The 22508-nt window shown below is 72.3% G+C and carries 22 protein-coding genes; 12 read left to right on the top strand and 10 right to left on the bottom strand.

Going from position 1 to position 22508, the window contains the following annotated elements:
- Positions 1–4 precede the first annotated feature (4 nt).
- The 3 genes from EDD27_RS13520 to EDD27_RS13510 are packed head-to-tail and all read right to left on the bottom strand — an operon-like array spanning position 5 to position 3488.
- Positions 5–2035, bottom strand: a complete 2031-nt coding sequence (locus EDD27_RS13520) for a xanthine dehydrogenase family protein molybdopterin-binding subunit (RefSeq protein ID WP_127932752.1) — start codon at positions 2033–2035, stop codon at positions 5–7.
- Positions 2032–3003, bottom strand: coding sequence for an FAD binding domain-containing protein (locus EDD27_RS13515; RefSeq protein WP_127932751.1), 972 nt, complete (start codon positions 3001–3003; stop codon positions 2032–2034). Before EDD27_RS13515 ends, EDD27_RS13520 begins: the two co-directional genes overlap by 4 nt.
- Positions 3000–3488, bottom strand: coding sequence for a (2Fe-2S)-binding protein (locus EDD27_RS13510; RefSeq protein WP_127932750.1), 489 nt, complete (start codon positions 3486–3488; stop codon positions 3000–3002). Before EDD27_RS13510 ends, EDD27_RS13515 begins: the two co-directional genes overlap by 4 nt.
- Before the next feature lie 121 nt (positions 3489–3609).
- Between EDD27_RS13510 and EDD27_RS13505 the strand changes: the two genes are divergently transcribed.
- The 5 genes from EDD27_RS13505 to EDD27_RS13485 all read left to right on the top strand — a co-directional run bounded on the left by EDD27_RS13505 (position 3610) and on the right by EDD27_RS13485 (position 10063).
- Positions 3610–4755, top strand: a complete 1146-nt coding sequence (locus EDD27_RS13505) for an acetate/propionate family kinase (RefSeq protein WP_127932749.1) — start codon at positions 3610–3612, stop codon at positions 4753–4755.
- Positions 4752–6008 carry an erythromycin esterase family protein gene (locus EDD27_RS13500; protein ID WP_127932748.1) on the top strand — a complete coding sequence of 419 codons (1257 nt, stop codon included), beginning with the start codon at positions 4752–4754 and terminating at the stop codon, positions 6006–6008. Before EDD27_RS13505 ends, EDD27_RS13500 begins: the two co-directional genes overlap by 4 nt.
- 36 nt (positions 6009–6044) lie before the next feature.
- Positions 6045–8177, top strand: coding sequence for an SF1B family DNA helicase RecD2 (gene recD2 / locus EDD27_RS13495; protein WP_127932747.1), 2133 nt, complete (start codon positions 6045–6047; stop codon positions 8175–8177).
- An 11-nt stretch (positions 8178–8188) separates the two neighbouring features.
- Positions 8189–9103, top strand: a complete 915-nt coding sequence (locus EDD27_RS13490) for an ADP-ribosylglycohydrolase family protein (protein WP_206641384.1) — start codon at positions 8189–8191, stop codon at positions 9101–9103.
- 234 nt (positions 9104–9337) lie between these two features.
- A complete protein-coding gene (locus EDD27_RS13485; RefSeq protein ID WP_338324641.1) occupies positions 9338–10063 on the top strand; it encodes an RNA 2'-phosphotransferase in 726 nt (241 codons plus the stop codon).
- Here the strand turns inward: EDD27_RS13485 and EDD27_RS13480 are convergent.
- Positions 10042–10611, bottom strand: coding sequence for an NADAR family protein (locus tag EDD27_RS13480; RefSeq protein ID WP_127932745.1), 570 nt, complete (start codon positions 10609–10611; stop codon positions 10042–10044). The genes EDD27_RS13485 and EDD27_RS13480 overlap by 22 nt on opposite strands.
- Positions 10612–10632: 21 nt before the next feature.
- Entirely contained in the window at positions 10633–11589 is a 957-nt protein-coding gene (locus EDD27_RS13475) for a helix-turn-helix transcriptional regulator (protein ID WP_127932744.1), read from the bottom strand.
- A 63-nt stretch (positions 11590–11652) separates the two neighbouring features.
- On the opposite strand from EDD27_RS13475, the gene EDD27_RS13470 reads away from it, so the two are divergent.
- The 5 genes from EDD27_RS13470 (at position 11653) to EDD27_RS13450 (ending at position 16258) form a co-directional block, all read left to right on the top strand.
- On the top strand, positions 11653–12807 hold the full coding sequence (locus EDD27_RS13470) for an epoxide hydrolase family protein (RefSeq protein ID WP_127932743.1): 1155 nt from the start codon (positions 11653–11655) through the stop codon (positions 12805–12807).
- Between the two features lie 198 nt (positions 12808–13005).
- Complete coding sequence (locus tag EDD27_RS13465) at positions 13006–14355, top strand: TrkH family potassium uptake protein (RefSeq protein ID WP_127932742.1); 1350 nt, start codon at positions 13006–13008, stop codon at positions 14353–14355.
- Positions 14348–15010, top strand: a complete 663-nt coding sequence (locus EDD27_RS13460; protein ID WP_206641383.1) for a potassium channel family protein — start codon at positions 14348–14350, stop codon at positions 15008–15010. The genes EDD27_RS13465 and EDD27_RS13460 overlap by 8 nt, the downstream gene beginning before the upstream one ends.
- A gap of 40 nt (positions 15011–15050) precedes the next feature.
- Entirely contained in the window at positions 15051–15494 is a 444-nt protein-coding gene (locus tag EDD27_RS13455; RefSeq protein WP_127932741.1) for a CBS domain-containing protein, read from the top strand.
- 149 nt (positions 15495–15643) lie between these two features.
- Positions 15644–16258, top strand: a complete 615-nt coding sequence (locus EDD27_RS13450; protein ID WP_127932740.1) for a TetR/AcrR family transcriptional regulator — start codon at positions 15644–15646, stop codon at positions 16256–16258.
- A gap of 16 nt (positions 16259–16274) precedes the next feature.
- Here EDD27_RS13450 and EDD27_RS13445 read toward each other — a convergent pair whose 3' ends face one another.
- Positions 16275–16709: an SAM-dependent methyltransferase gene (locus EDD27_RS13445; RefSeq protein WP_127932739.1), complete on the bottom strand. Its 435-nt coding sequence runs from the start codon at positions 16707–16709 to the stop codon at positions 16275–16277.
- 111 nt (positions 16710–16820) lie between these two features.
- Between EDD27_RS13445 and EDD27_RS13440 the strand changes: the two genes are divergently transcribed.
- Positions 16821–18251, top strand: a complete 1431-nt coding sequence (locus EDD27_RS13440) for an MFS transporter (protein WP_241564013.1) — start codon at positions 16821–16823, stop codon at positions 18249–18251.
- 87 nt (positions 18252–18338) lie between these two features.
- Positions 18339–19106, top strand: coding sequence for a hypothetical protein (locus tag EDD27_RS13435; protein WP_127932738.1), 768 nt, complete (start codon positions 18339–18341; stop codon positions 19104–19106).
- Here EDD27_RS13435 and EDD27_RS13430 read toward each other — a convergent pair.
- Genes EDD27_RS13430 through EDD27_RS13415 form a run of 4 tightly spaced genes read right to left on the bottom strand, consistent with a single transcriptional unit; the run spans position 19100 to position 22508 of the window.
- Positions 19100–19732 (bottom strand): ABC transporter ATP-binding protein, encoded by a 633-nt coding sequence (locus tag EDD27_RS13430; protein WP_127932737.1) that lies wholly within the window; start codon positions 19730–19732, stop codon positions 19100–19102. The two genes, EDD27_RS13435 and EDD27_RS13430, sit on opposite strands and share 7 nt — an antisense overlap.
- Entirely contained in the window at positions 19725–20642 is a 918-nt protein-coding gene (locus EDD27_RS13425) for an ABC transporter ATP-binding protein (protein ID WP_241564012.1), read from the bottom strand. The genes EDD27_RS13430 and EDD27_RS13425 overlap by 8 nt, the downstream gene beginning before the upstream one ends.
- Complete coding sequence (locus EDD27_RS13420) at positions 20639–21520, bottom strand: ABC transporter permease (RefSeq protein ID WP_127932736.1); 882 nt, start codon at positions 21518–21520, stop codon at positions 20639–20641. Before EDD27_RS13420 ends, EDD27_RS13425 begins: the two co-directional genes overlap by 4 nt.
- A 19-nt stretch (positions 21521–21539) precedes the next feature.
- The gene (locus EDD27_RS13415; protein WP_241564011.1) at positions 21540–22508 is read right to left on the bottom strand and encodes an ABC transporter permease; all 969 of its coding nucleotides are present in this window, start codon (positions 22506–22508) and stop codon (positions 21540–21542) included.

Raw genomic sequence — 22508 nt, 5'->3', positions numbered from 1 at the left:
CGGGTCAAAACCTCGGCATGAGGATCTTTGCCGGGGTGATCGGGAGGTCGCGGACCCGGTGGCCGGTGGCGTGGTGCACGGCGTTGCCGATGGCGGCCGCGGTGCCGACGATGCCGATCTCGCCGATGCCCTTGCTGCCCATGGGATTGAGCCGCTCGTCCTGCTCCTCCAGCCACATCGCCTCGATGTGCTGGACGTCGGCGCAGGCCGGGACGTGGTACTGCGCCAGGTCGCGCCGGAGGAAACCGCCGAACTCCTCGTCGGTGTGGGTCTCCTCCATCAGCGCCATGCCGAGGCCCATCGTCATGCCGCCGATGAACTGCGACCTCGCGAGCGTGGCGTCCACGATGTGCCCGGCGGCGAACACGCCGAGCAGGCGCGAGACGCGTACCTCGCCGGTCACCGCGCTGACGCGGACCTCGGCGAACTGGGCGCCGAAGGCGTGCCTGGCCAGCCGCGTGTCGGTCGCGATCTCCCCGGTGGTGTCGGCGCGGCCCTCCGTGCCGTTCTTCATCAGCTCCTCGCAGGCGCCGACGACGGCCGACCCCCACGAGGCCAGGCCCATCGAGCCGCCGGCGACCGGCGCGTCAGGCAGGTCGCTGTCGCCCAGCTCCACGTGCACCCGGTCCGGGGCGACGCCGAGCGTGTCGGCGGCGATCCTGGTCAGCGCGGTACGCGCGCCGGTGCCGATGTCGGTGGCGGCCACCTGGACGAGGAAGTCGCCATTCCGTACGCACGCCACGGCCTTCGACGGGACGCGCCTGGCCGGGTAGGTGGAGGCCGCCACCCCGGTGCCGACCAGCCACTCCCCCTCCCGCCGGACGCCCGGCGCAGGGTCGCGGCGGTCCCAGCCGAAGCGCCGGGCGCCCTCCCGCAGGCAGGCGACCAGGTTGCGGGAGCTGAACGGCAGGCCGCTCTCCGGCTCGGTCTGCGGCTCGTTGCGGATCCGCAGCTCGACGGGGTCGAGGCCGGCGGCATAGGCCAGCTCGTCCATGGCGGATTCGAGCGCGTACATGCCGGGGCACTCGCCCGGGGCGCGCATCCACGACGGGGTGGCCACGTCCAGCCGGACCAGCCGGTGCGCGGTGCGCAGGGCGGGCGCGGCGTACATGACCCGGGCGGGGGTCGCGGTCTGCTCAGCGAACTCCACGAGCGTGGAGCTCTGCTCGTACGCGACGTGCTCCAGCGCGGTCAGCCGCCCGTCGGCGTCCGCGCCGAGGCGCAGCCGCTGGATCGTGGGCGTGCGGTAGCCGGTGACGTCGAACATCTGCTGCCTGGTCAGCGCCACCTTGACCGGCCGGCCCACGGCCCTGGCGGCCAGCGCGGCGAGCACGGCGTGCGGCCGGGTGGTGCCCTTGCTGCCGAACCCGCCGCCGACGTGCCGGGAGACGACGCGGACGCGGTTCGGCGGCAGGCTGAGCGTCTTGGCGATGGTGTCCCGGTCGAGGGACGCGCCCTGCGCCGAGTCGTAGACCAGCAGCCTGCCGTCGCCGGCCCACACGGCGAGCGCGGCGTGCGGCTCCATCGGGTTGTTGTGCAGGACCGGGGTCGTGTAGGTCACGTCGACGGTGGTCGCGGCCTCGGCCAGACCCGCCTCGACGTCGCCCTGCTCGGTGTCCGCCGGGTAGTTCGGGTTGACGACCTCCGGCCGGTAGAGGCCGGGGTGGTCGGCGCGCAGGCTGACGTCGTGGTCGGCGGGCTCATAGGAGACGCGCACGGCGTCGGCGGCCGCGCGGGCGTTCTCGTAGGTGTCGGCGACGGCGGCCGCGATCAGCTGGCCGCGGTAGGCCACGTCGCGGCTCTGGAACAGGGCCAGCTCGGCGTCGGCGTCCTCGGCCAGCTCGGGCGGGTCCTCGATGGACAGCACGCCCAGCACGCCGGGCATGTCGAGGGCCCGGCTCGTGTCCACGCGGGTGACGCGGCCCTTCGCGATGTGCGACTGCACGGGGTAGGCGTAGGTGACGCCCTCGACGGGGTATTCGGCGGCGTACGTGGCCAGTCCGGTGACCTTGACGCGGCCTTCGACGCGGGTCACGGCGCGAGCTCCTGGAGCGTGCTGACGATCAGGTTGCGCGCCAGCGGGACCTTGAAGGCGTTGCGCGGCAGCGGGCGGGCCTGCTCCATCTCGGCCTCGGCGGCGGCCAGGAACGCCTCGCCGGTCGCCGGGCCGCCGATGATCGCCTGTTCGGCGCGCTCGGCCCGCCAGGGCGCGTGGGCGACGCCGCCGAGCGCGATGCGGCAGCCGGCGACGGCCCTGTCGGGGCCGACGTCGAGCACGGCGGCGATCGACACGAGGGCGAAGGCGAACGACGCGCGCTCGCGTACCTTGCGGTAGGCCGAGGCGCCGGGCGGCGGCGCGGGCAGCTCGACGGCGGTGATCAGGTCGCCGGGCTCCAGGACGGTGTCCCGCTCGGGCTCGTCACCGGGCAGGCGATGCAGGCCGGGCATCGGGATGATCCGGTCGCCGCCTGGGCCGGTGACGTGGACCTCGGCGTCCAGCGCGGCCAGCGCGACCGCCATGTCGGAGGGGTGGGTGGCCACGCAGGCGTCCGAGTGCCCGAGCACGGCCAGGTTCGCGTGGTCGCCCTCGATGGCGGGGCAGCCGGAGCCGGGCCGGCGTTTGTTGCACGGCCTGCTCACGTCCTGGAAGTACGCGCAGCGGGTGCGTTGCAGCAGGTTGCCGGCCACCGTCGCCATGTTGCGCACCTGGCCGGAGGCGCCGCTGAGGACCGAGCGGGCGAGCATCGGGTAACGGGCGCGGACGAGCGGGTCGGCGGCCAGGTCGCTGTTGCGTACCGCGGCGCCGATCCTCAGCCGGTCGCGGACCTGCTCGATGGTGCCGAGCGGCAGGCGGCTGACGTCGACGAGGCGGTCGGGCTCGGCCACGCCGAGGCGCATGAGGTCGACCAGGTTGGTGCCGCCGCCCAGGTACATGGCGCCCGGGCCGCACCGGCGCACCGCGTCCGACGGGCTGGCGGCGCGGTCGTAGTCGAAGGTCTTCACCGCGCCACCTCGGCTATCGCGCTGACGATGTTGACGTACGCGCCGCACCGGCACAGGTTGCCGCTCATCCGCTCCCTGATCTCCGACGGGGTCAGGTCGGGGTCGACGAGGACGTCCTCGGTGACGGCGCTCGGCCCGGGCTCCCCGAGCATGCCGGCCGCCGAGCAGAGCTGTCCCGGCGTGCAGTAGCCGCACTGGAACGCGTCGTGCTCGATGAACGCCTCCTGCAGCGGATGCAGCCGCTCCCCGTCGGCCAGACCCTCGACGGTGGTGATCTCGGAGCCGTCCACCGCGACCGCGAGGGCGAGGCAGGCGTTGGCCCGCCGCCCGTCGATCAGCACCGTGCAGGCGCCGCACTGGCCGTGGTCGCACCCTTTCTTGGCGCCGATCAGGCCCAGCCGTTCGCGCAGCAGGTCGAGCAGCGATATCCGGGGATCCACGTCCACCGCGCGCGGGACACCGTTGACCTGAAGGGTGATGTTCATGGCGCTTCGCCTACCCGGCCTCTCCGCGGGACAACCTCCGAGCGCGGTAAAGCCAGATCGACCCATTAATCCCTATATGTCACGTTCGTTTTGCCGGAGCGGTGACGGGTAGCCGAGCCGCATGAGCGGGCCCATCGATGAGCTGGCGGCCGAGTCGGCGGCGATACTGACCGTCAACGCCGGTTCATCGAGCCTCCGCCTCGATCTGGTGCAGGGCGAGAGCGTCCTGGACAGCGCGCACGCCGAGCACGCCGCCGATCCCGGCACGGCCAGGGACGAGGTGGCGACGTTCCTCGGCGGGCATTTCGACCGCGACATCAGGGCGGTGGCGCACCGGCTGGTGCACGGCGGCGACGTCGTCCGTACCCCGACGGTGGCCGACGACGAGACCGTGGCGGCGCTGGGCGAGGTGACGAGCCTGGCTCCGCTGCACCTGCCGCCGTCGCTGGCGCTGCTGGCGGCGGCCCGCGAGGAGCTGCCTGCCGTGCCGCACGTGCTGTGCCCCGACACCGCCTTCCACGCCGGCCTGCCGGCGGCGGCTGCGACGTACCCCCTGCCGCGGGAGTGGCGCGAGCGGCACGGCCTGCGTCGTTACGGTTTCCACGGCCTGTCCTACGCGTGGGCCGCCGACCGGGTGGCCGAGTTGCTCGGCCGGCCGATGGCGGAGCTGGAGCTGGTGCTGGCGCACCTGGGCGGCGGCTGCTCGGTGTGCGCGGTCTCCGGCGGGCGCAGCCTGGACACGTCGATGGGATTCACGCCACTGGAGGGCGTGCCGATGAGCAAACGCTCGGGCAGCGTGGACCCCGGCATGCTGCTGTGGTTGCTGTCCGAGGGCCACCTGTCGGTGGACGAGCTCAGCGAGGGGCTGGAGCGGCGTTCCGGGCTGCTGGGGCTGTCGGACGGGCGGTCGGGGGACACCCGGGAGCTGGTCGCCGCCGAACGGGACGGCGACGAGGCGGCCGCACTGGCGCTGAGCGTGTTCGCCCATCGGGTGAGCAGGGAGATCGCCGCCGTGGCCACATCGCTGACGCGGATCGACGCGCTGGTGTTCACCGGGGAGATCGGCTGGGACCAGCCCGAGGTGCGCGAGGCCGTGTGCGACCGGCTCGGGCTGCTCGGTGTGCGGCCTCCCGTCAGCGGCAACCGCCACGAGGACGGCCCGGTCAGCGCATACGACGCCGCCGTCCCGATCATGGTGGTCCAGGTACGGGAGGAGCTCCAGCTCGCCCGTGAATGCCTCCAAGTGCTCGCGGAGGAGGAGGAATGACGACCATTGACGAGGTGCGGCGCTCCGCTCTGCCGCTGATCACGGCCGACGACCTCGACCCGCTGCTCGAACGCGTCGGCGACGCCCGGTTCGTACTCATCGGCGAGGCCAGCCACGGCACGCACGACTTCTACGTCTGGCGGTCCGACCTGACCCGCCGGCTGATCGAGGAGAAGGGGTTCACCTTCGTCGGAGTCGAAGGCGACTGGCCCGACTGCGAACGGGTCAACCAGGCCGTCACCGGCGACACCGATCCGTTCCAGGCCCTGTACTCCTTCGAGCGCTGGCCGACGTTCATGTGGGCCAACGAGGAGGTCGTGGACTTCTGCCGCTGGCTGCGGCTCTGGAACGCCAAGCTGCCGCCCGCCGAGCGCTGCGGCTTCTACGGGCTGGACGTCTACAGCCTGTGGGACTCGCTGCGCGCCGTGCGCCGCTACGCCGCCGCCCACCTGCCCGAGCAGATGGAGGCGGTCACGGACGCCCTGCACTGCTTCGAGTCCTATGGGCACGACCCGCAGCAGTACGGCCTGGCCACCCGCCTGGTGCCGGACACCTGCGAGGACGAGGTCGTGAACCTGCTCGCCGCGGTGCGCAGGACGGCGCCCGAAGACCTCGGCGTGCGGCAGAACGCCGAGATCGTGGCCGGCGCCGAGCGGTACTACCGCGCCATGGTGCGCGGCGGGCCCGACTCCTGGAACGTCAGGGACGTGCACATGGCCGACACCCTGGACAGGCTGGCGAGCATGCGCGGGCCCAAGGGGATCGTGTGGGCGCACAACACGCACGTCGGCGACGCCCGCGCCACCGACATGGCGGCGGCCGGGATGACCAACCTCGGACAGCTCGCCCGCGAGCGGCACGGCGACGCCGCCGTGCTCGTCGGCTTCGGCAGCCATCGGGGTTCGGTGGTGGCCGCGAAGCGGTGGGCCACGCAGCACCACGTCATGCCGGTGCCTCCCGCCCGGCCGGCGTCCCTGGAGGCGCTGCTGCACGAGGCGGACCTGCCCGGCGGGCGGGCGCTGTTCGTCGTGCCGCCCGGCGACCGGCCCATGTGGTACGACGAGCCCATGGGGCACCGGGCGATCGGCGTCGTCTACCACCCGGAGCGGGAGCGCTGGGGCAACTATGTGCCGACGGTCGTGGGCCGCCGCTACGACGCGTTCATCTGGCTGGAGCACACCAAGGCGCTGCATCCGCTGCACGGCGAGCCGTGGGGCGACGTCGAGCCGGAGACGTACCCGTCGGCGGTGTGAAGCCGATTGTCAGTGGCGAGTGGTTTGATCTCTGGTGTGGAGGCCTCGGTCGAGCAGCTCGTCTACGTCCGGGAGGACGAATACACCGTCGCGCGCATGAGCGCCGACGGCGTGCCCGACTTCGTGGCCACGGGGCGGGCGCTGGCCGGGGTGCAGCCGGGCGAGACGCTGCGGATCTTCGGCGACTGGAGCACGCATCCGCGCCACGGCCGGCGGTTCGCGGTCACCGGGTGCGAGCGGGTGACGCCGTCGTCGGTGCGGGCCATCCGCATCTACCTGGGGTCGGGGCTGGTCAGGGGGATCGGGCCGCGGCTGGCGTACGCGATCGTCGACCACTTCGGCGAGGCCACGCTCAAGGTCATCGACACCGAGCCGGAGCGGCTCACCGAGGTCGTCAACATCGGGCCGCTGCGGCAGGCGCAGATCGTCGAGGCGTGGCGGGAGCAGAAGGCGATCGCCGCGCTGATGGTGACGTTGCAGGGGCTCGGGGTCAGCCCGCTGCTCGCGGCCAAGATCTACCAGGCGTTCGGGCAGGACGCCGACGAGGTGCTCGCCACGGACCCGTACCGGCTGATCGGGCGGGTCAGAGGCATCGCCTTCCGCATCGCCGACCGGATCGCGCTGCAGTCGGGGGTGCCCGAGCGCAGCCCGCAGCGGGTCAAGGCGGCGCTGCTCGACCGGCTGGAGGCGGCCGGCAGCCGCGACGGCCACTGCTATCTTCCCGTCCCGGCCCTGGTCAGGGAGACCGCGGAGCTGATCGAGCAGGACCAGGACCTGGTGCGGCCGATGCTGGACGCGCTCGTCGCCGACCGCCGGCTGGTCGTCGAGACCTCGCCGGACCAGCCGGGGCAGATGGTGGCCTACGCCAAGCACGTGCACGCCCGGGAAAACGCGCTCGCGGCCCAGCTGACCAGGATCGCGCAGGCCCGCTCGACGCTGCCGCTGCGGTCGTTCCGCGAGGACCCCGGGCTGCATGACGATCAGCGCGCGGCCGTCACCATGGCCCTGACCAGCACCCTCTCGATCATCACCGGCGGCCCCGGGTGCGGCAAGAGCCACACCGTGAAGGCCATCGCGACCACCGTCAGGGCCGCGGGCGGCACGGTCACGCTCACCGCCCCCACCGGCAAGGCGGCCAAACGCCTGTCCGAGCTGACCGGGTTGCCGGCGATGACCGTGCACCGCATGCTCGCCCAGCAACCGGAGCCCGAGCCGGAGACGCTGTTCGACGAGCGGCCGTCGCAGGCCGACCTGATCGTGGTCGACGAGGCGTCCATGCTCGACCTGCACCTGGCCACCCGGCTCACCGCCGCGGTCCCGAGCGGCAGCCACCTGCTGCTCATCGGCGACAGCGACCAGCTGCCCAGCATCGGGCCCGGCGACGTGCTGGCCGATCTGCTGCGGGTGCCGGATATCCCGCGGGTCCAGCTCACTCACGTGTTCCGCCAGTCGGGCGGCAGCGGCATCATCGACGCCGCCTACCGCATCCGCGCCGGTCGCATGCCGGAAACGCCGGGCCGGGGCGGGTTCTGGTTCGAGGAGCTGGACGATCCCGAGCAGGTCGCCCGGCGGGTCGCCCACCTGGCCATGGTCGCCATCCCGCGCAAGCAGGGCGTCGAGCCCGCCCAGGTGCAGGTGCTGTGCCCGATGCGCAAGGGCGAGACGGGCGCCACCGCGCTCGGGCGGCTGATCCAGGACCAGCTCAACCCGGCCGCCGACGACAAACCGGAGCACTGGTCGGGGGCGACCGTGTTCCGGGTGGGCGACCGGGTCATGCCGATCCGTAACAACTACGACAAGGGCGTCTTCAACGGGGAGACCGGGACGGTCACGGACGTGGTGCCGGCGGAGCGCACGATCACCATCAGGACGGACGACGGGGAGAGCGTCCAGTACGGGTTCGACGAGCTCGACGACCTGACCCACGCGTACGCGATCAGCGTGCACCGGTCGCAGGGCAGCGAATACCCGTTCGTGGTCGCGCCGATCGTCGCCGAGTCCGGCGGGATCATGCTGCGCCGCAAGCTCCTCTACACGCTGGTGACCCGGGCCAAGGCGTGGGTGGTGCTGGTGGGGCAGCGGGAGGCGCTGGAGCTGGCGGTCCACCGGATCGGCCACCGCCGCAACACGGGCCTGGCGCGGCGCCTGTCCTTGACCTTGGACAGCTGACGCGTGCGACAATGCGAGCAATGTCAGCCGATCCCTTGATAAGAGCGACATCCTCCCTGTACGGCCTGCTCGTCGGGGACGCGCTCGGCTCGCAGTTCTTCGTTCCCGCCAACCGCCCGGCCCTCGACGGCCGCACCCTGCCGCCCCGCCCGTGGCAGTGGACCGACGACACCGAGATGGCCTGCTCGATCTACCGCGTCCTGGCCGACCACGGCCGCGTCGACCAGGATCCGCTGGCCGGGAGCTTCGCCACCCACCACGACTTCGACCGCGGCTACGGCCCCGCCACCAACCGGCTGCTCCGGCTCGTACGGGAAGGCGGCGACTGGCGCGAGCTGGCCGCCGGGCTGTTCGACGGAAAGGGCTCCTGGGGCAACGGCGCGGCCATGCGGGTCGCGCCGCTCGGCGCGTGGTTCGCCGGCGATCTGCCGCGGGCGGCGGCCCAGGCGAGGCTGTCGGCACAGGTCACGCACACGCATCCGGAGGCGGCGGCCGGCGCGATAGCGGTGGCGGTGGCCGCCGCCGTCGCCGCGGCCGAGCCGGGGGTGAGCCCTGGGCGGTTCGTCGACCAGGTGCTCGAACACACGCCGTCCGGCCTGGTGCGCGACGGCATCGCCGCCGCCCGGCGGCTGCTGACCGTGCGCGACCCGTCGCTCGCCGCCTACGAGCTGGGCAACGGCCGCGACGTCTCAGCCCATGACACCGTCCCGTTCACGATCTGGGCAGCTGCCCGGCACCTCGGGGATTTCGAGTCGGCCTTCTGGACCACGGCCGCGGCGGGCGGCGACGTCGACACCACCTGCGCGATCGTGGGCGGCATCACCGGAGCGGGCGTGGGCCCGCCACCGGACTGGGTCCGCCGGTGCGAACCGCCCCCGAGCTGGGCGAAGGTGCCGGACTACCGGCGGGGGAACGTCCGGGCGTAGTCGAGGTCGAATGTCCTGCCCACCCACCCGGGGCCGCCGCGCTCGCCGTCCGGGTCCGGGAGCTCGCCCTGGAGGAGGGCGCGGCGGATCTCGGCGATCTCACCCGAGCGGTCGCGCTGGTCGATGAGCCGTCCTGCGTCCAGGACAACGGCGCCGCCGTGTATTCGCCTTGCCCGTCCGCGGCGAGGTCCGCCCTGCGTCGGCCGGGCCGGTTCGCCTTCGACAGCAGCCGGTGTGCAGCGGGCCGGGGACGATCGCGTGGGCGGCGGGGTCGAAGAGAGGGCCGCCGACGATGGCGACGATCTCGTGCTCCGTGCCGTCGACGGCGATGGTGTCCGGGATCTGCGCGGTCACCCCGGCAGGGTGGCGGTGAAATCAGGTGACGGGAAGAAGGTGGGCGCGGGAGCATGGCGGGTGATGGACGAGCGGCGTTTGGTGCGCATTTCGAAATATCTGGCCAGGCATCTGCGGCATGACCCGCAGCGGATCGGCATCACGCTGGACGCCCATGGGTGGGTGCCGGTCGACGAGCTGCTGCGGGCCGCCGCCGAGCACGGGTTCCCGATCACGGCGGCCGAGTTGTGGCAGGTCGTCGAGGGCAACGACAAGCGGCGCTACGCGATCGAGGGCGGCAGGATCCGGGCCAGCCAGGGGCATTCCGTGCCGGTGGATCTCGACCTGCCCGCGGTGGAGCCGCCCGAGGTGCTCTACCACGGGACCGTGACGCGGTTCGTGGAGGCGATCAAGAAGGAGGGGCTGCGGCCGATGAGCCGCCATCACGTGCATCTGTCGCCCGACCGGGAGACGGCGACGCGGGTGGGGGCGCGGCGGGGCGTTCCCGTGGTGCTGGTGGTGGCGGCCGGGAAGATGCACGCGGACGGGCACGTGTTCCGGCGCAGCGCGAACGGGGTGTGGCTGGCCGACATCGTGCCGCCCGGTTACCTGCTGATCCCGTCCTGAAGGGCGTCGCGGGCGGCCATCAGGGCGAAGCCGAGGAGGTTCAGGCCCTGCCACGTCCTGGGTGAGGCGGCGCGCTCGTCGCCGGCTGTCAGCCCGATGCCCCACACCCGGTCGCGCGGGCTGGCCTCCACCAGGACCCGGTTCGACGTGCCGAGCAGGAACGTGCGGAGGTCGGCGTGCTGGCCGAACTTGGCGACGTTCCCGCGCACGACGATGTCGAAGCGGCGCGCCTGCCACACCGCCTCGTCGAAGCCGCTCACGGTCCGGCCGAGCTTCTTGGCCTCGCCGGGGTGGCCGGCCGCGAGGATCTTGGTCGCGGTCTCGTCGTCACCGAACAGCCACGCCTTGTGGGCCATCATGTAATGCTCGGCCGAGGCGAAGGTGTGCTGCTCCTCGGTGAATGTCACCGGCCACCACTGGCTGAGGCACCCAGGCCCGGCACCGCCGTCGCGGGCGGGCTGGTGGCCCCAGAAGTAGAGGTATTTGAGCTGCCGGCCGGACTGCTCGGCGGCGACGGCCTCGTCAACGCTCCTGGGGAGATCGGTCATGTCCCCACCGTGCCACAGGTGTCATCCGGCGGCGCGGCGGAGCCGGTCGGCGACCTCGCGGAGGACCGGGACCAGCTCCGGCGGATCGAGGACCTCGAAGTCGAAGCCCTTGACCGCGATGTAGATCGCCAGCTCGTCGAGGGAGTTGGACCCCGTGACGTACAGGCACGTGCCGGCGTCCACCGCCTCCAGCCGCCCGGCGCCCGCCGAGGTCTGAGGCGCGACCGCCTCCAGGGGCGCGTGGAAGAGGATGCGCGCCTGGTAGCGGTAGGGCGCGGAGGTGATGGCCCGGGACACGTAGGCGGCCGCGTCCTCCTGCGGCGGCGTACGCGGCGTGAACCGGGCCCCCGGCATCCCCAGCGGCGCCTGGATGCGGTCCACCCGGAACGTCCGCCAGTCCTCCTTGCCCACATCCCAGGCCAGCAGATACCAGCGGCGCGGCGTGTGGACCAGGCGGTGCGGCTCCACCTCGCGCGACGAGACGCCCTCGCGCCCGTCGTACCGCAGCCGGATCCGGCGCTGGTCGCGGCAGGCGGCGGCGAGGGCGGCCAGCAGGTCGGCGCTCACGGCCGGGGCCGCCGCGCCGGCCAGCGGCACGGTGGCGGCCTGGAACGCGCTCACCCGGTGCCGCAGCCGCGACGGCAGCACCTGCTGCAGCTTGGCCAGCGCCCGCACGGAGCCCTCCTCGAGCCCGGCGACGCTGCCGGTGGCGGCGGTACGCAGGCTGATCGCCACGGCCACGGCCTCCTCGTCGTCGAGGAGCAGCGGCGGCAGGGCGGCGCCCACGCCGAGCCGGTAACCGCCGGCCACGCCGGGGGTGGCGTCCACCGGGTAGCCGAGGTCGCGCAGCCGGTCGATGTCGCGCCGCACGGTACGCAGTCCGACCTCGAGTCGTGCGGCCAGCTCGGCGCCCGTCCAGTCGGCGCGGGACTGGAGGAGCGAGAGCAGGCGGAGCAGCCGGGCCGAGGTCTCCAACATGGATCCATTCTGCCGCCGCATTGGTGCCAGAGCCTGTCACCAATCCTCTCTACTGTCGGAGACATGACGAACAGCGACATCACTCCCTATCGCGTCGAAGTCCCCCAGACCGCCGTCGACGACCTCCGCGACCGGCTCCGGCGTACGCGGTGGGCGCCCGACCTGCCGGGCGCCGGCTGGGAGCGCGGCGTGCCCACGAGCTACCTGCGCACCCTGGCCGAGTACTGGGCGGACGGCTTCGACTGGCGCGCCCAGGAGGCGGCGCTGAACGCGTACCCGCAGTTCATCACCACGATCGACGGCGCGGACGTGCATTTCCTGCACGTCCGCTCGCCCGAGCCGGAGGCGACCCCGCTCATGCTGCTGCACGGCTGGCCGGGCTCGGTCGTCGAGTTCCTCGACCTCATCGGCCCGCTCACCGACCCGGTCGCGCACGGCGGCGCCGCCGCCGACGCCTTCCACCTGGTGATCCCGTCGCTGCCCGGCTACGGCTTCTCCGGCCCGCTGCGCGAGACCGGCTGGACGGACGGCCGCACCGCCGCCGCGCTGGCCGAGCTGATGGCCAGGCTCGGCTACGAGCGGTACGGCGTCCAGGGCGGCGACGTCGGCGCCTTCATCGCGCCGCTGATGGGCCGGCTGGCCCCGGACAACGTCATCGGCGTGCACGTCAACGGCCTGCTCACGTTCCCGACCGGCGATCCGGCGGTCATGGGGTCGCTGACGGAGGCCGAGCGGGGGCGGCTGGCCGGGATGCGGGAGTGGCAGCAGAACCTGGGGGCGTACATGCAGCTGCACGGCACCCGCCCGCAGACCATCGCGGCCGCCCTGCACGACTCCCCCGCCGGGCAGCTGGCCTGGATCGTGGAGAAGTTCAAGGACTGGACCGACCCGGCGGCCAAGCTGCCCGAGGACGCCGTGGACCGGGACCGGATCCTCACCGACGTGAGCATCTACTGGTTCACCGAGACGGCGGGGTCGTCGGCGCACACGTACTTCGAACGGTTCAACGATGCCAGCGCGTGGGGGCCGGTGGAGCGCGGGACCGTGCCGACGGCGGCGGCCGTGTTCCCGACGGACTACTCGGTGCGGCCGCTGGCCGAGCAGGTGCACAACGTGGTGAGGTGGTCGGAGTTCGGCCACGGCGGCCACTTCGCCGCCCTGGAGACGCCCGGCGTGCTGATCGGCGACCTGCGGGAGTTCTTCCGGTCGCTCGCCTGACCACCGCTCCACACGAGGAACCGGCCAAGGCATAAGACCTTTTCGCGGCGTCACGGGGCGTATGTACGGGGGCGCTCCCAGGGGCTGTTACGGTAGTGCGCGGCGTGCCGGGAAGTCTGGTCGGCTGGACTGTCGGCTGAGCTCTCCCGGGGGGCCTTTCCACACAATGCGTGACATTGACCGCGGCGGCGATCGGTGATGGTGGCGACAGCGCCGTTCTTAGCGAGATTCCGGCATCCGGCCCAGGTGGTCGCCGCCGGTTTCAGCTTTGCCATCGGGATCGGCACGGCCCTGCTGTCCCTGCCGATCGCCACCGCCGGCGGCGAGTCGGCGGGCTGGGTGACGGCCTTGTTCACGGCGGCCTCGGCCGTGTGCGTGACCGGGCTGGTGGTGGTCGACACCGATACGCACTGGTCGGTGTTCGGCGAAGTGGTCATCGCCGGGCTGGCCCAGGTCGGCGGCCTGGGCATCATGACGATGGCGACGGTCTTCATGCTGCTCGTCTCGGGCCGTCTGGGGCTGCGGGCCAGGATCGCCACCCAGGCGGAGACCAAGACGCTGAGCATGGGTGACGTGCGCCGGCTCGTGCTCAAGCTGGTCGTGTTCAGCCTGGTGTGCGAGGTGATCACCGCAGCCGTGCTCGCGGGGCGTTTCCTCATCGGGTACGGCGAGTCGTTCGGACGAGCCCTCTACCTGGGCGGCTTCCACGCGGTCATGGCGTTCAACAGCGCCGGGTTCACGCTCTGGCCCGACAGCCTCATACGCTTCGTCGCCGACCCCTGGATCTGCCTCACCATCGCGACCGCGGCCATCGTCGGCGGTCTCGGCTTCCCGGTGGTGTTCGAGCTGGCCCGCCACTGGCGGCACCCTCGCAAGTGGTCGGTGCTGACCAGGGTCACCGTGATGGTGACCGTGATCCTGCTGGTGGTGGGCACGCTCGTCTTCCTGGTCACCGAGTGGCAGAATCCCAAGACGCTCGGGGCGCTCGACGACTCCGACAAGCTGCTGGCCGCGTTCTTCACCGCCGTCATGCCGCGCTCGGCCGGGTTCAACACCCTGGACATCTCCCAGATGTACCCGTCGAGCTGGCTGGTCACCGACCTGCTGATGTTCATCGGCGGCGGCAGCGCGGGCACCGCCGGCGGCATCAAGGTGACCACGTTCGGGATGCTCGCCTTCATCATCTGGGCCGAGCTGCGCGGCGAGAGCCGGGTCAACATCGGCCACCGGCGCCTGCCGGAGGCGACGCAGCGGCAGGTCATCACGATCACCGTGATGGGACTCATGCTCGTGGCCTTCTCCACCTACGTGCTGCTCGCGATGACCCCGCACGGGCTGGACCAGGTGCTGTTCGAGGTCGTCTCGGCGTTCGGCACGGCCGGATTGTCGACCGGCATCACCGCTAGCCTGGGACCCGCCGGGCACGTGCTGCTGACTGTCCTGATGTTCATCGGCCGAATCGGCCCACTCACGCTCGGGTCCGCGCTGGCGCTCAACCGGCGGGCCCGCCATTACGAACTTCCGGAGGAGCGTGTCATCGTTGGCTGAGCAAACGAGCAACCCGGTGGTGGTCATCGGGCTGGGCCGGTTCGGCACTTCGCTGGCGCTGGAGCTGACCCGGCGCGGCACCGAGGTCCTCGCGATCGACAACCGGCCCAAGATCACCCAGGCGCTGGCGGGGCAGATCACCCAGATCGCGACCGCGGACGCCACCGACATGGAGGCGCTGCGGCAGCTGGGCGTGCCGGATTTCTACCGGGCCGTGGTGGCCATCGGCGGCGACATCGAGGCCAGCATCCTGGCCACGTCGTTGCTGGCCGAGCTGGAGATCAACGACATCTGGGCCAAGGCGATCAGCATCCAGCACGGCCGCATCCTGAGCCGCATCGGTGCCCACCACGTCGTCTTCCCCGAGCACGACATGGGCGAGCGGGTGGCGCACCTGGTCAGTGGGCGCATGCTCGACTACATGCAGGTGGACGAGAACTTCGCGCTGGCCAAGACCAAACCGCCCAAAGACTACGTCGGCGTGCCGCTCGGGGAATCGAATCTGCGCCGCAAGTACGGCGTCACGATCGTCGCGGTCAAGGCGCCGGGTGAGGAGTTCACGTACGCCGACGCCGAGACCGAGTTGTCCTACGGCGACGTCATCCTGGTCTCCGGGCGTACCGAGCAGGTCGAGCGCTTCGCGGAGCTCCCCTGAGCGACCGCGGACTTGGCTAGGCTTTGGGAGGAGGCCATTGATGCGCGCACGCGATCTCGCCGTCGAGTTCCCGACGGTCACCATGGACACCCCGGCCCTCGAAGCCGCCAAGTTGCTGGCCGAGCAGGACCTGCCCGGTCTCATCATCGTCGACGACGGGCGGCCGCTCAGCATCCTGCCCGGCACGCAGGTGCTGCGGCTGGCGGTCCCGGCGTACTGCCGGGACGACCCCGCGCTGGCGCGGGTGGTGGACGAGGCCCATGCCGACCTGTTCCTGCGCAAGCTCGGCGGCAAGACCGTCCGCGAGTGCCTGCCCGAGCAGCCCCGGGAGTTGCCGGTGGCCGACCCGAAGGCGACCGTGCTGGAGCTGGCGGCGCTCATGGCCCGCACTCGCAGCCCGCTGACCGCCGTGGTCGACGGCGACGGGCGGCTCATAGGAGCGGTCACGCTGCAGTCGCTGCTGGACCACGCGCTGGAGCTCTGATCACTGGGGGCAGCCGACGGCGAAGGCGCGCCTGAGGTAGCCGATCTTCCAGCGTCGTGCGTTCACATCGCCGACACCAGGCGCTGACCCGGCGTCCGGTGCAAGCGTGTCGCCGCGCCTTCCTGGCCGATCATCGTAGGGTTGGCCGTATGGGGAAGACCGCGGCACGACAGCCCGTACCCGCCCGGCGGGCCGACGCCGAGCGTAACATCGCCGCGATCCTCGAGGCCGGGACCCGCCTGCTCAGCGCCGACCCGGCCGCCAGCGTGGCCGAGATCGCCAAGGCCGCCGGGGTGGGCAGGGTCACGCTCTATGGGCACTTCCCCTCGCGGGACGCGCTGGTGGACGCCGTGCTCGATCACACGGTCGGCGTGGCGGACGCCGTGCTGGAGGACCCGTCGATCGACACGGCTCCGGCGCCCGGGGCCATGGCGAAGCTGCTGCGGTCGTCCTGGGAGGTCCTCGATCGCCATCGCCGGTTGTTCGTGGCCGCGGACCGGGTCATGGCGACCGAGCGGATCAGAGAGCATCACGACCGCCCGCTGCGGCGGGTGGAGCGGTTGATCGCGCGCGGGCAGCGGGACGGGGACTTCCGCACCGACCTGCCGCTGTCGTGGCTGGTGACGACCTTCTTCTCGATCATTCACAGCGCCGCCCAGGAGCGGGAGGCGGGACGGCTGGCGCCCGAGGACGTGGAACGCGTGCTGGTCACGACGATGTTGTCGCTGCTCACGTCCGGCGAACGGACATCAGAGACCCCGTAAAGGGTCCCGCGTTCGCTCACGATCGCGGGATGGGGAGTTCACGAAGCGGATCGCCGCCGTCGATGAACAGCCGGGCGTCTGCCGTGGTCGCCATGGCGATGCGCTGAAGCATCCGCTGACCGGCCTCGGGATGCCGGCCGTCGAGGGCGCCGACGCGAACGGCGAACACGAGGTCGTACGGCTCTTCGTGCGGCTGCAGCACGAACTCTTCGCCCGCGACCTGGCGGACGCTCATGCGACCGGACGCGATTTCCGCCACCGCGGTGGCTTCCGCCTGGGCGATGGCGCCGGCGGATCTGTCGATGGCCAGGATGTGGCCGGTGGTGAGGCGTGCCGCGACCGCTCGCGCGGCCGCCCCGGGCCCGCACCCGATCTCGAGGACGCGGGAGTGCGGCTGGAGGGGAAGCGCGTTCACGATCGCGGCGAGGCGGGGCGACAGACGTGCTGGCATGAACCGAAGGATAGACCCGGGACGCGAACGCGCGTCGTCCGAACACCCTACCCATGTATGGTTTGCCGTGCTAACTTGAACATCAGTGTTCGAGTTAAGGAGTTGTTCTGGATGATGAGCGTCGACACGTCTCCCGTCAAGGCGCGGGCGGGCGGGTGGTCCGTGCTGGTGCTGCTCTGCCTCGCGCAGTTCATGCTGATCGTCGACATCACGGTGGTGCAGGTGGCGCTGCCGGCGATCGGGGCGGACCTCACCCTCGGCCGCGAGTCGCTGACCTGGGTGGTGACCACGTACACGCTGTGCTTCGGCGGCCTGATGGTGCTCGGCGGGCGGCTGGCCGACGCGTTCGGCGCCCGCCGGACGCTGCTGGCCGGGCTCGCCCTGTTCACGGCGGCGTCACTCATGTGCGGGCTGGCCGGGAGCGGCGCCGTGCTGATCGCGGGCCGGGGGCTGCAGGGGGTCGGCGCGGCGCTGCTCTCCCCCGCGGCGCTGGCCGTCATCACCACCACCTTCCACAGCGAGCGGCGCGGGCGGGCGCTCGGCGTCTGGGCCGCCATCGGCGGCAGCGGCGCGGCGGTCGGCGTGCTGCTCGGCGGCGTCCTGACCGCGGGCCCGGGCTGGGCCTGGGTGTTCTTCGTCAACGTGCCGATCGGGCTCCTGGTCATGGCCGCCGTGCCCGCCGTCGTACCGGCGACGCCCGGACGGCGGGAGCGGGTCGACGTGCCCGGGGCTCTGGTCGTCACCACGGCGACGGCTCTGCTCATCTACGGGCTGGTGACCGCCGGCGACGCCGGATGGGGATCGGCGGGCACGCTGCTGCCGCTGGCCGGGGCGGCGCTGCTCTACGTGCTGTTCGTGGTGGTCGAGCGGTCGGTACGATCGCCGCTCATGCGCGCCGCGACGCTCGCCAGGCGGCCGGTGATCTCGGGCACCTTCGTCATGCTGGTGGCCACGGGACTGATGCTCGGGCTGTTCTTCCTCAGCTCGCTGTACCTGCAGCACGCGATGGGGTTCAGCGCGCTGGAGACCGGGCTGCTCTTCCTGCCCGTGGCGATCGCGATCACGCTGGGCGCGCAGCTCGGCGGGCACCTCATCGGCAGGCTCGGCGGACGGCCGGTGGCGGTGGCCTCGTTCGTGGTGACGGCGGTGGGGGCGGTGCTGATGACGCGTATCTCGCCCGACGCCAACGCGTACGCCACGCTGCTGCCCGGATTCGCGCTGGCGGCTCTGGGGATCGGGCCGGCATTCGTGACGGCCACCACGACGACCATGGCGAATGTGCCTCCGGGCGAGAACGGCGTCGCATCCGGAGTCATCAGCACCTTCCACGAGCTGGGCGGATCCATCGGCGTGGCGGTCGTCTCCACGGTCGCCGCGTCAAGCCTGGCGCCCGGTTCGGCGGCGGACATCGGCGGGTTCGTCGCAGGGCTCACGCTCTGCGCGGTCACGGCCGGGGTGGCGGCGATCGTGTCGCTCGTGCTGGTCCCGCCGGGCAAGCCTGCGGGCGCGTTCGTCGGCCACGGCCACGGGCACGGCCACTGACCTCTGGCCGCCACCGGACAAAGTGATCGACTCTCGCGTTGTGTGCGCCTACCATGACGTGGTCGTCGCGGCTGCGAGGGAGGACCCGTGAGTTCTGGTGTTCCGGTCATGCGCATCATCTTCACCACGCTCGTGGCGGTGGCCGTCGGCCTCTTGCCGGCGACCGCCGCTCACGCGCAGCCGGGAGCGCCCGGCCTGACGATCAAAGAGAGCCGGTTCCACGTCAAGGCGATCGGCCCCGGCTTCGTTCTGAGGTTGTCGCCGGGCGGGCTCCACGTGGGCATCGACGAGGAGAGGTTCGGCGATCCCGCGACCGGCAACCCGATCGAGCGGCAGACGATCGATCTCACCGGGCGCACGCTACGGCCCTTCGAGTGCAGGAACGGCACATACACGATCAGGACGGGGACCTTCAAGCGCACCTATCGGGTCTCGCAGTTCGCCAAGCGGCCGCTGCCGTACACCGACGGGTTCGCCGCCGGCGCGCCGGGCATCTTCACCCCGTTCGTCGGCGAGCTCGAAGGGACCGTGACCGACGCCGAGGGCCGGACGCTGCGTTTCCTGATCTCCGATCTGGTGCAGGAAGTGCTGACCGCGGACGGCTTCTCCGCCACGGCGCCGATTCATGGCCTGTTCATCGACGAGCAGGGGCGGGTGCGCGATCGTATCTCGCTCGTCGGCCGCTTCAACTCCGGACCGGGCGGTCAGGGCGCCACGTACGGGATCGAGGACCGTGGCACGTGCCGGCAGATCGCCGATCTTCCCTACGGTCCAGGCAGCGAGCGCGCGGTGGTGACGGGACCGCTCTTCGTGCTTCCGTTCAGCGCGCCCGTGACGGTGCCCGACGATCACTGAGCCCAGTCACGTACGTTGCCCGCCGACCAGCGGTCAAGGAGCTCGGCGTCGTGACTGATGGCGAGCACCCCGGCGCCGGTGCGCTTCCGGTAGGTCTCGATCCTGCCGACGAGGTGGGCCTGGGTCGAGGCGTCGAGCATCGTGGTCATCTCGTCGCAGATCAGGTAGCGCGGTTCGAGCGCCAGTGCCCGGGCGACGCAGGCCCGTTGCAGTTGCCCGTCGGACACCTCGTGGGGTCGGCGTCCGTGCAGATCGGGGGTCAGGCCCAGCTCCTCAGCCAGCTCGTACGCCCGATCCAGGGGGCGCCGCGCGGCCCGGAGCGGCTCCGTGATCACCTCCAGGAGGGTGAAGCGGGGGTCGACGGCGAGGCGGGGCTGCTGGAAGATCAGGCCGATCGAGGTACGTTCCGGGGCCCGGTGCCGCCAGCCGCGTACCGGCCGGCCGTCGATGGCGACCGTGCCCGCGGACGGGCGCAGCAGCAGGGCGAGCACGCGGGCCAGCGTGGACTTGCCGCAGCCGCTGGGGCCGGCGAGACCGAGGACCTCGCCGGGGAGCACGGACAGCGACACCCCGTCGAGCACCCGGTGGTGGCCGAAGGAGACGGTGATGCCGGTGGCCTCAAGCATGGTGGCAGGCCACTCCGTTCATGATGGGCTGGTCGTCGCACTCGGGGGTGGCGAGCGGGCACCGGGGCTGGAAGGCACAGCCGGCCGGCAGGCGGGTGAGCTCGGGCGGCCGGCCGGGGATCGGGACGAAACGGCGCGTGGGCAGGGCGTCGAGCAGCCCCTTCGCGTACGGGTGCCGGGGCCGGGAGAAGAACGGCGCCGCCTCGGCCAGCTCGACGATGCGGCTGGCGTACATGACGGCGATGTCGTCGGCCACCCGCTCGGCGGCGCGCAGGTCGTGCGTGATGACGAGGACCGCGCGGCCCTCGTCGCACAGGCGGCGCAGCTCGGCCATCGTGGCGTCGACGAGCGGCCGGTCGAGTCCGGTGGTCGGCTCGTCGGCGAGGATCAGCGGCGGGTCGCCGGCCAGGGCGAGGGCGTTGGCCACGCGCTGGGCCATGCCGCCGGACAGCTGATGGGGGTAGCGGTCCAGGTCGCGCGGGCGAAGGCCGGCCCGTCCGGCGAGCGCGTCCGGCGTGTCGGCGCGGCCCAGCTCGCGCAGCGTCTCGGCGAGCTGGGCTCGGGCGGTGCGGACGGGGGTGAGGTGTGCCGCCGGGCTCTGCGGGATGAGACCGATCAGGCGGCCGCGCACCCGCTGGGCGAGGACCTTCTCCGGCTCCGCCACCAGGTCGATCACATCGTTTCCTGCCGCGCTGGACGGCAGGTCGAGCCAGGCGTGGCCGGTGACCGTGGCGTTGGCCGGCAGGAGGCCGAGCAGGGCGTGGGCCATGACGGACTTACCGCAGCCGGACTCGCCGACCAGCGCCAGGCAGCGCCCCGGGCGCAGCTCGAAGCGGGCGTCGGTGACCGCGTGCACGACCGCGCCGGGCAGGCGGAACCGTACCGACAGCCCGTCCACGCGCAGTTTCACAGCACCAGCTCCGATCTCCAGCGCGGGTTCGCGCGGTCGCGTACGTACTGGGCCAGCGCGGACACCGCCAGCGTGGGCACGAGGATCAGCAGCCCGGGGAAGAGGCTGGACCACCAGTCCCCCGCGAGCAGCGACCGCTGCCCGTCGTTGATCATGTTGCCGAGCGAGGCCAGGTGGGCAGGCAGCCCCAGGCCGAGGAAGCTCAGCGCGGTCTCGTGCCAGATCGCGTGCGGGATCATCAGCACGGTGGCCAGCAGCAGCTGCGGCGCCAGGTTCGGCAGGAAGTGCCGGGCCACGATGCGCAGCCTCCCGGACCCGCCGGAGATGGCAGCGTCCACGAACGGCCGGCCGCGCAGGGACAACACCTCGGACCTGACGATCCTGGCGGCGGTCGTCCAGTGGGTGACGGCGACCGACACGATCACGGCGGTCGGGCTGGGGGCGAACAGGGCCACGATGAAGACGCCGAACAGCAGGTGCGGCAGGGAGTTGAAGCCGTCCACGACCCGCATCAGCACCCGGTCGGCCAGGCCGCCCACCGCGCCCGCGACGAGCCCGGCGAGCGCGCCGATCGTTGCGCCGGCGATCGCCGCGACCAGCCCGACCACGAGCGAGACCCGCAGCCCGTAGATGGAGCGGATCAGCACGTCCCGGCCCACCTCGTCGGTGCCGAACGGGTGCGCGACGGACGGCGGCAGGCCGGCCGCGCGCAGGTCCACGAGCTGCTGGTCGAGCCGGACGATCAGCGGCACCAGCAGCACGGCGAGGACCAGCACGGCCAGCGTGCCGATCGCGAGGCGGTGGCGGCGGGCGGGCCCCCTCGCCTGCCGGGCAGACCGGCCCGGCCGCGCCCGCCGCCACGACTGTGTGATCGTCATATGGTCTCTTCCTCCACGATCAGCTCACCCCGAGCACGCGGACACGCGGGTCGGCCACCGTGTAGGCGAGGTCGGCCAGCAGGTTCCCGGCCACGACCGCGAGTGTGGCCAGCAGGGTGAGCGCCGCCAGCAGCGGGAAGTCCACGGCCAGCGCCGCCTTGATCGTGGTCCCGGCCACCCCGGGCCAGGAGAACACAGCCTCCACCAGGATCGCCCCCGTCACCAGCTCGGGCACCCGGGCCCCCATGATCGTGATGAACGGCAGCAGTGCCGACCGCAGCGCGTGCCGCACCAGCACGGTGCGTCCGCGCAGTCCTCGGGCCCGCGCCCCGGTGATGTAGTCCTCGCGCAGGACGCCGATGACCGACTCCCGTACGAACAGCAGCAGCCACGACGACTGCGAGAACGCCAGCACCGCGACCGGCAGCACCAGGTGCCGCAGCAGGTCGGGCAGGGTCACCGTGGCGGAGGCGGCGTCGGTGAGCCCGCCGGCGGGCAGCCAGCCGAGCGTCACGGAGAACACCCAGACGGCCAGCAGCCCGATCCAGAAGACCGGCGCCGCCTCGTTGGTGAACGCCGTTCCAGTGATCAGCCGGTCCAGCCAGGAGTCGCGCCGCCAGGCGGCCAGCGTGCCCACGGCGAGCCCGGCGGCCAGCATCACGACGAGCGCGCAGCCGACGACCAGCAACGTCCAGCCGAGCCGCTCACCGATCACCTGGGCGACCGGCAGCCGCAGGGACCGGGACTCACCGAGGTCGCCGGCGAGCAGGTTGCCGAGCCAGGCGGTGTACTGCTCGAGGAGCGGCCGGTCGAGGCCCCAGTTCGCCCTGATCTCGGCCATGATCTCGGGGCTGGTCACCATGGCCCGCTCCCCCAGGTACTGCCGTACGGGGTCGAACGGGGACGCCTTGGCCAGCGCGAACATCCCGAACGTCACCGCCAGCAGCAGCGGCACGGCGAACGCCAGCCGCCACGCCACGATCCGCAC

Origin of the sequence: Nonomuraea polychroma (genome assembly GCF_004011505.1) — a bacterium.
Taxonomy (GTDB): domain Bacteria; phylum Actinomycetota; class Actinomycetes; order Streptosporangiales; family Streptosporangiaceae; genus Nonomuraea; species Nonomuraea polychroma.
The sequence above is the reverse complement of the archived record's forward strand: the minus strand, read 5'-3'. Positions and strand labels throughout refer to the sequence as shown.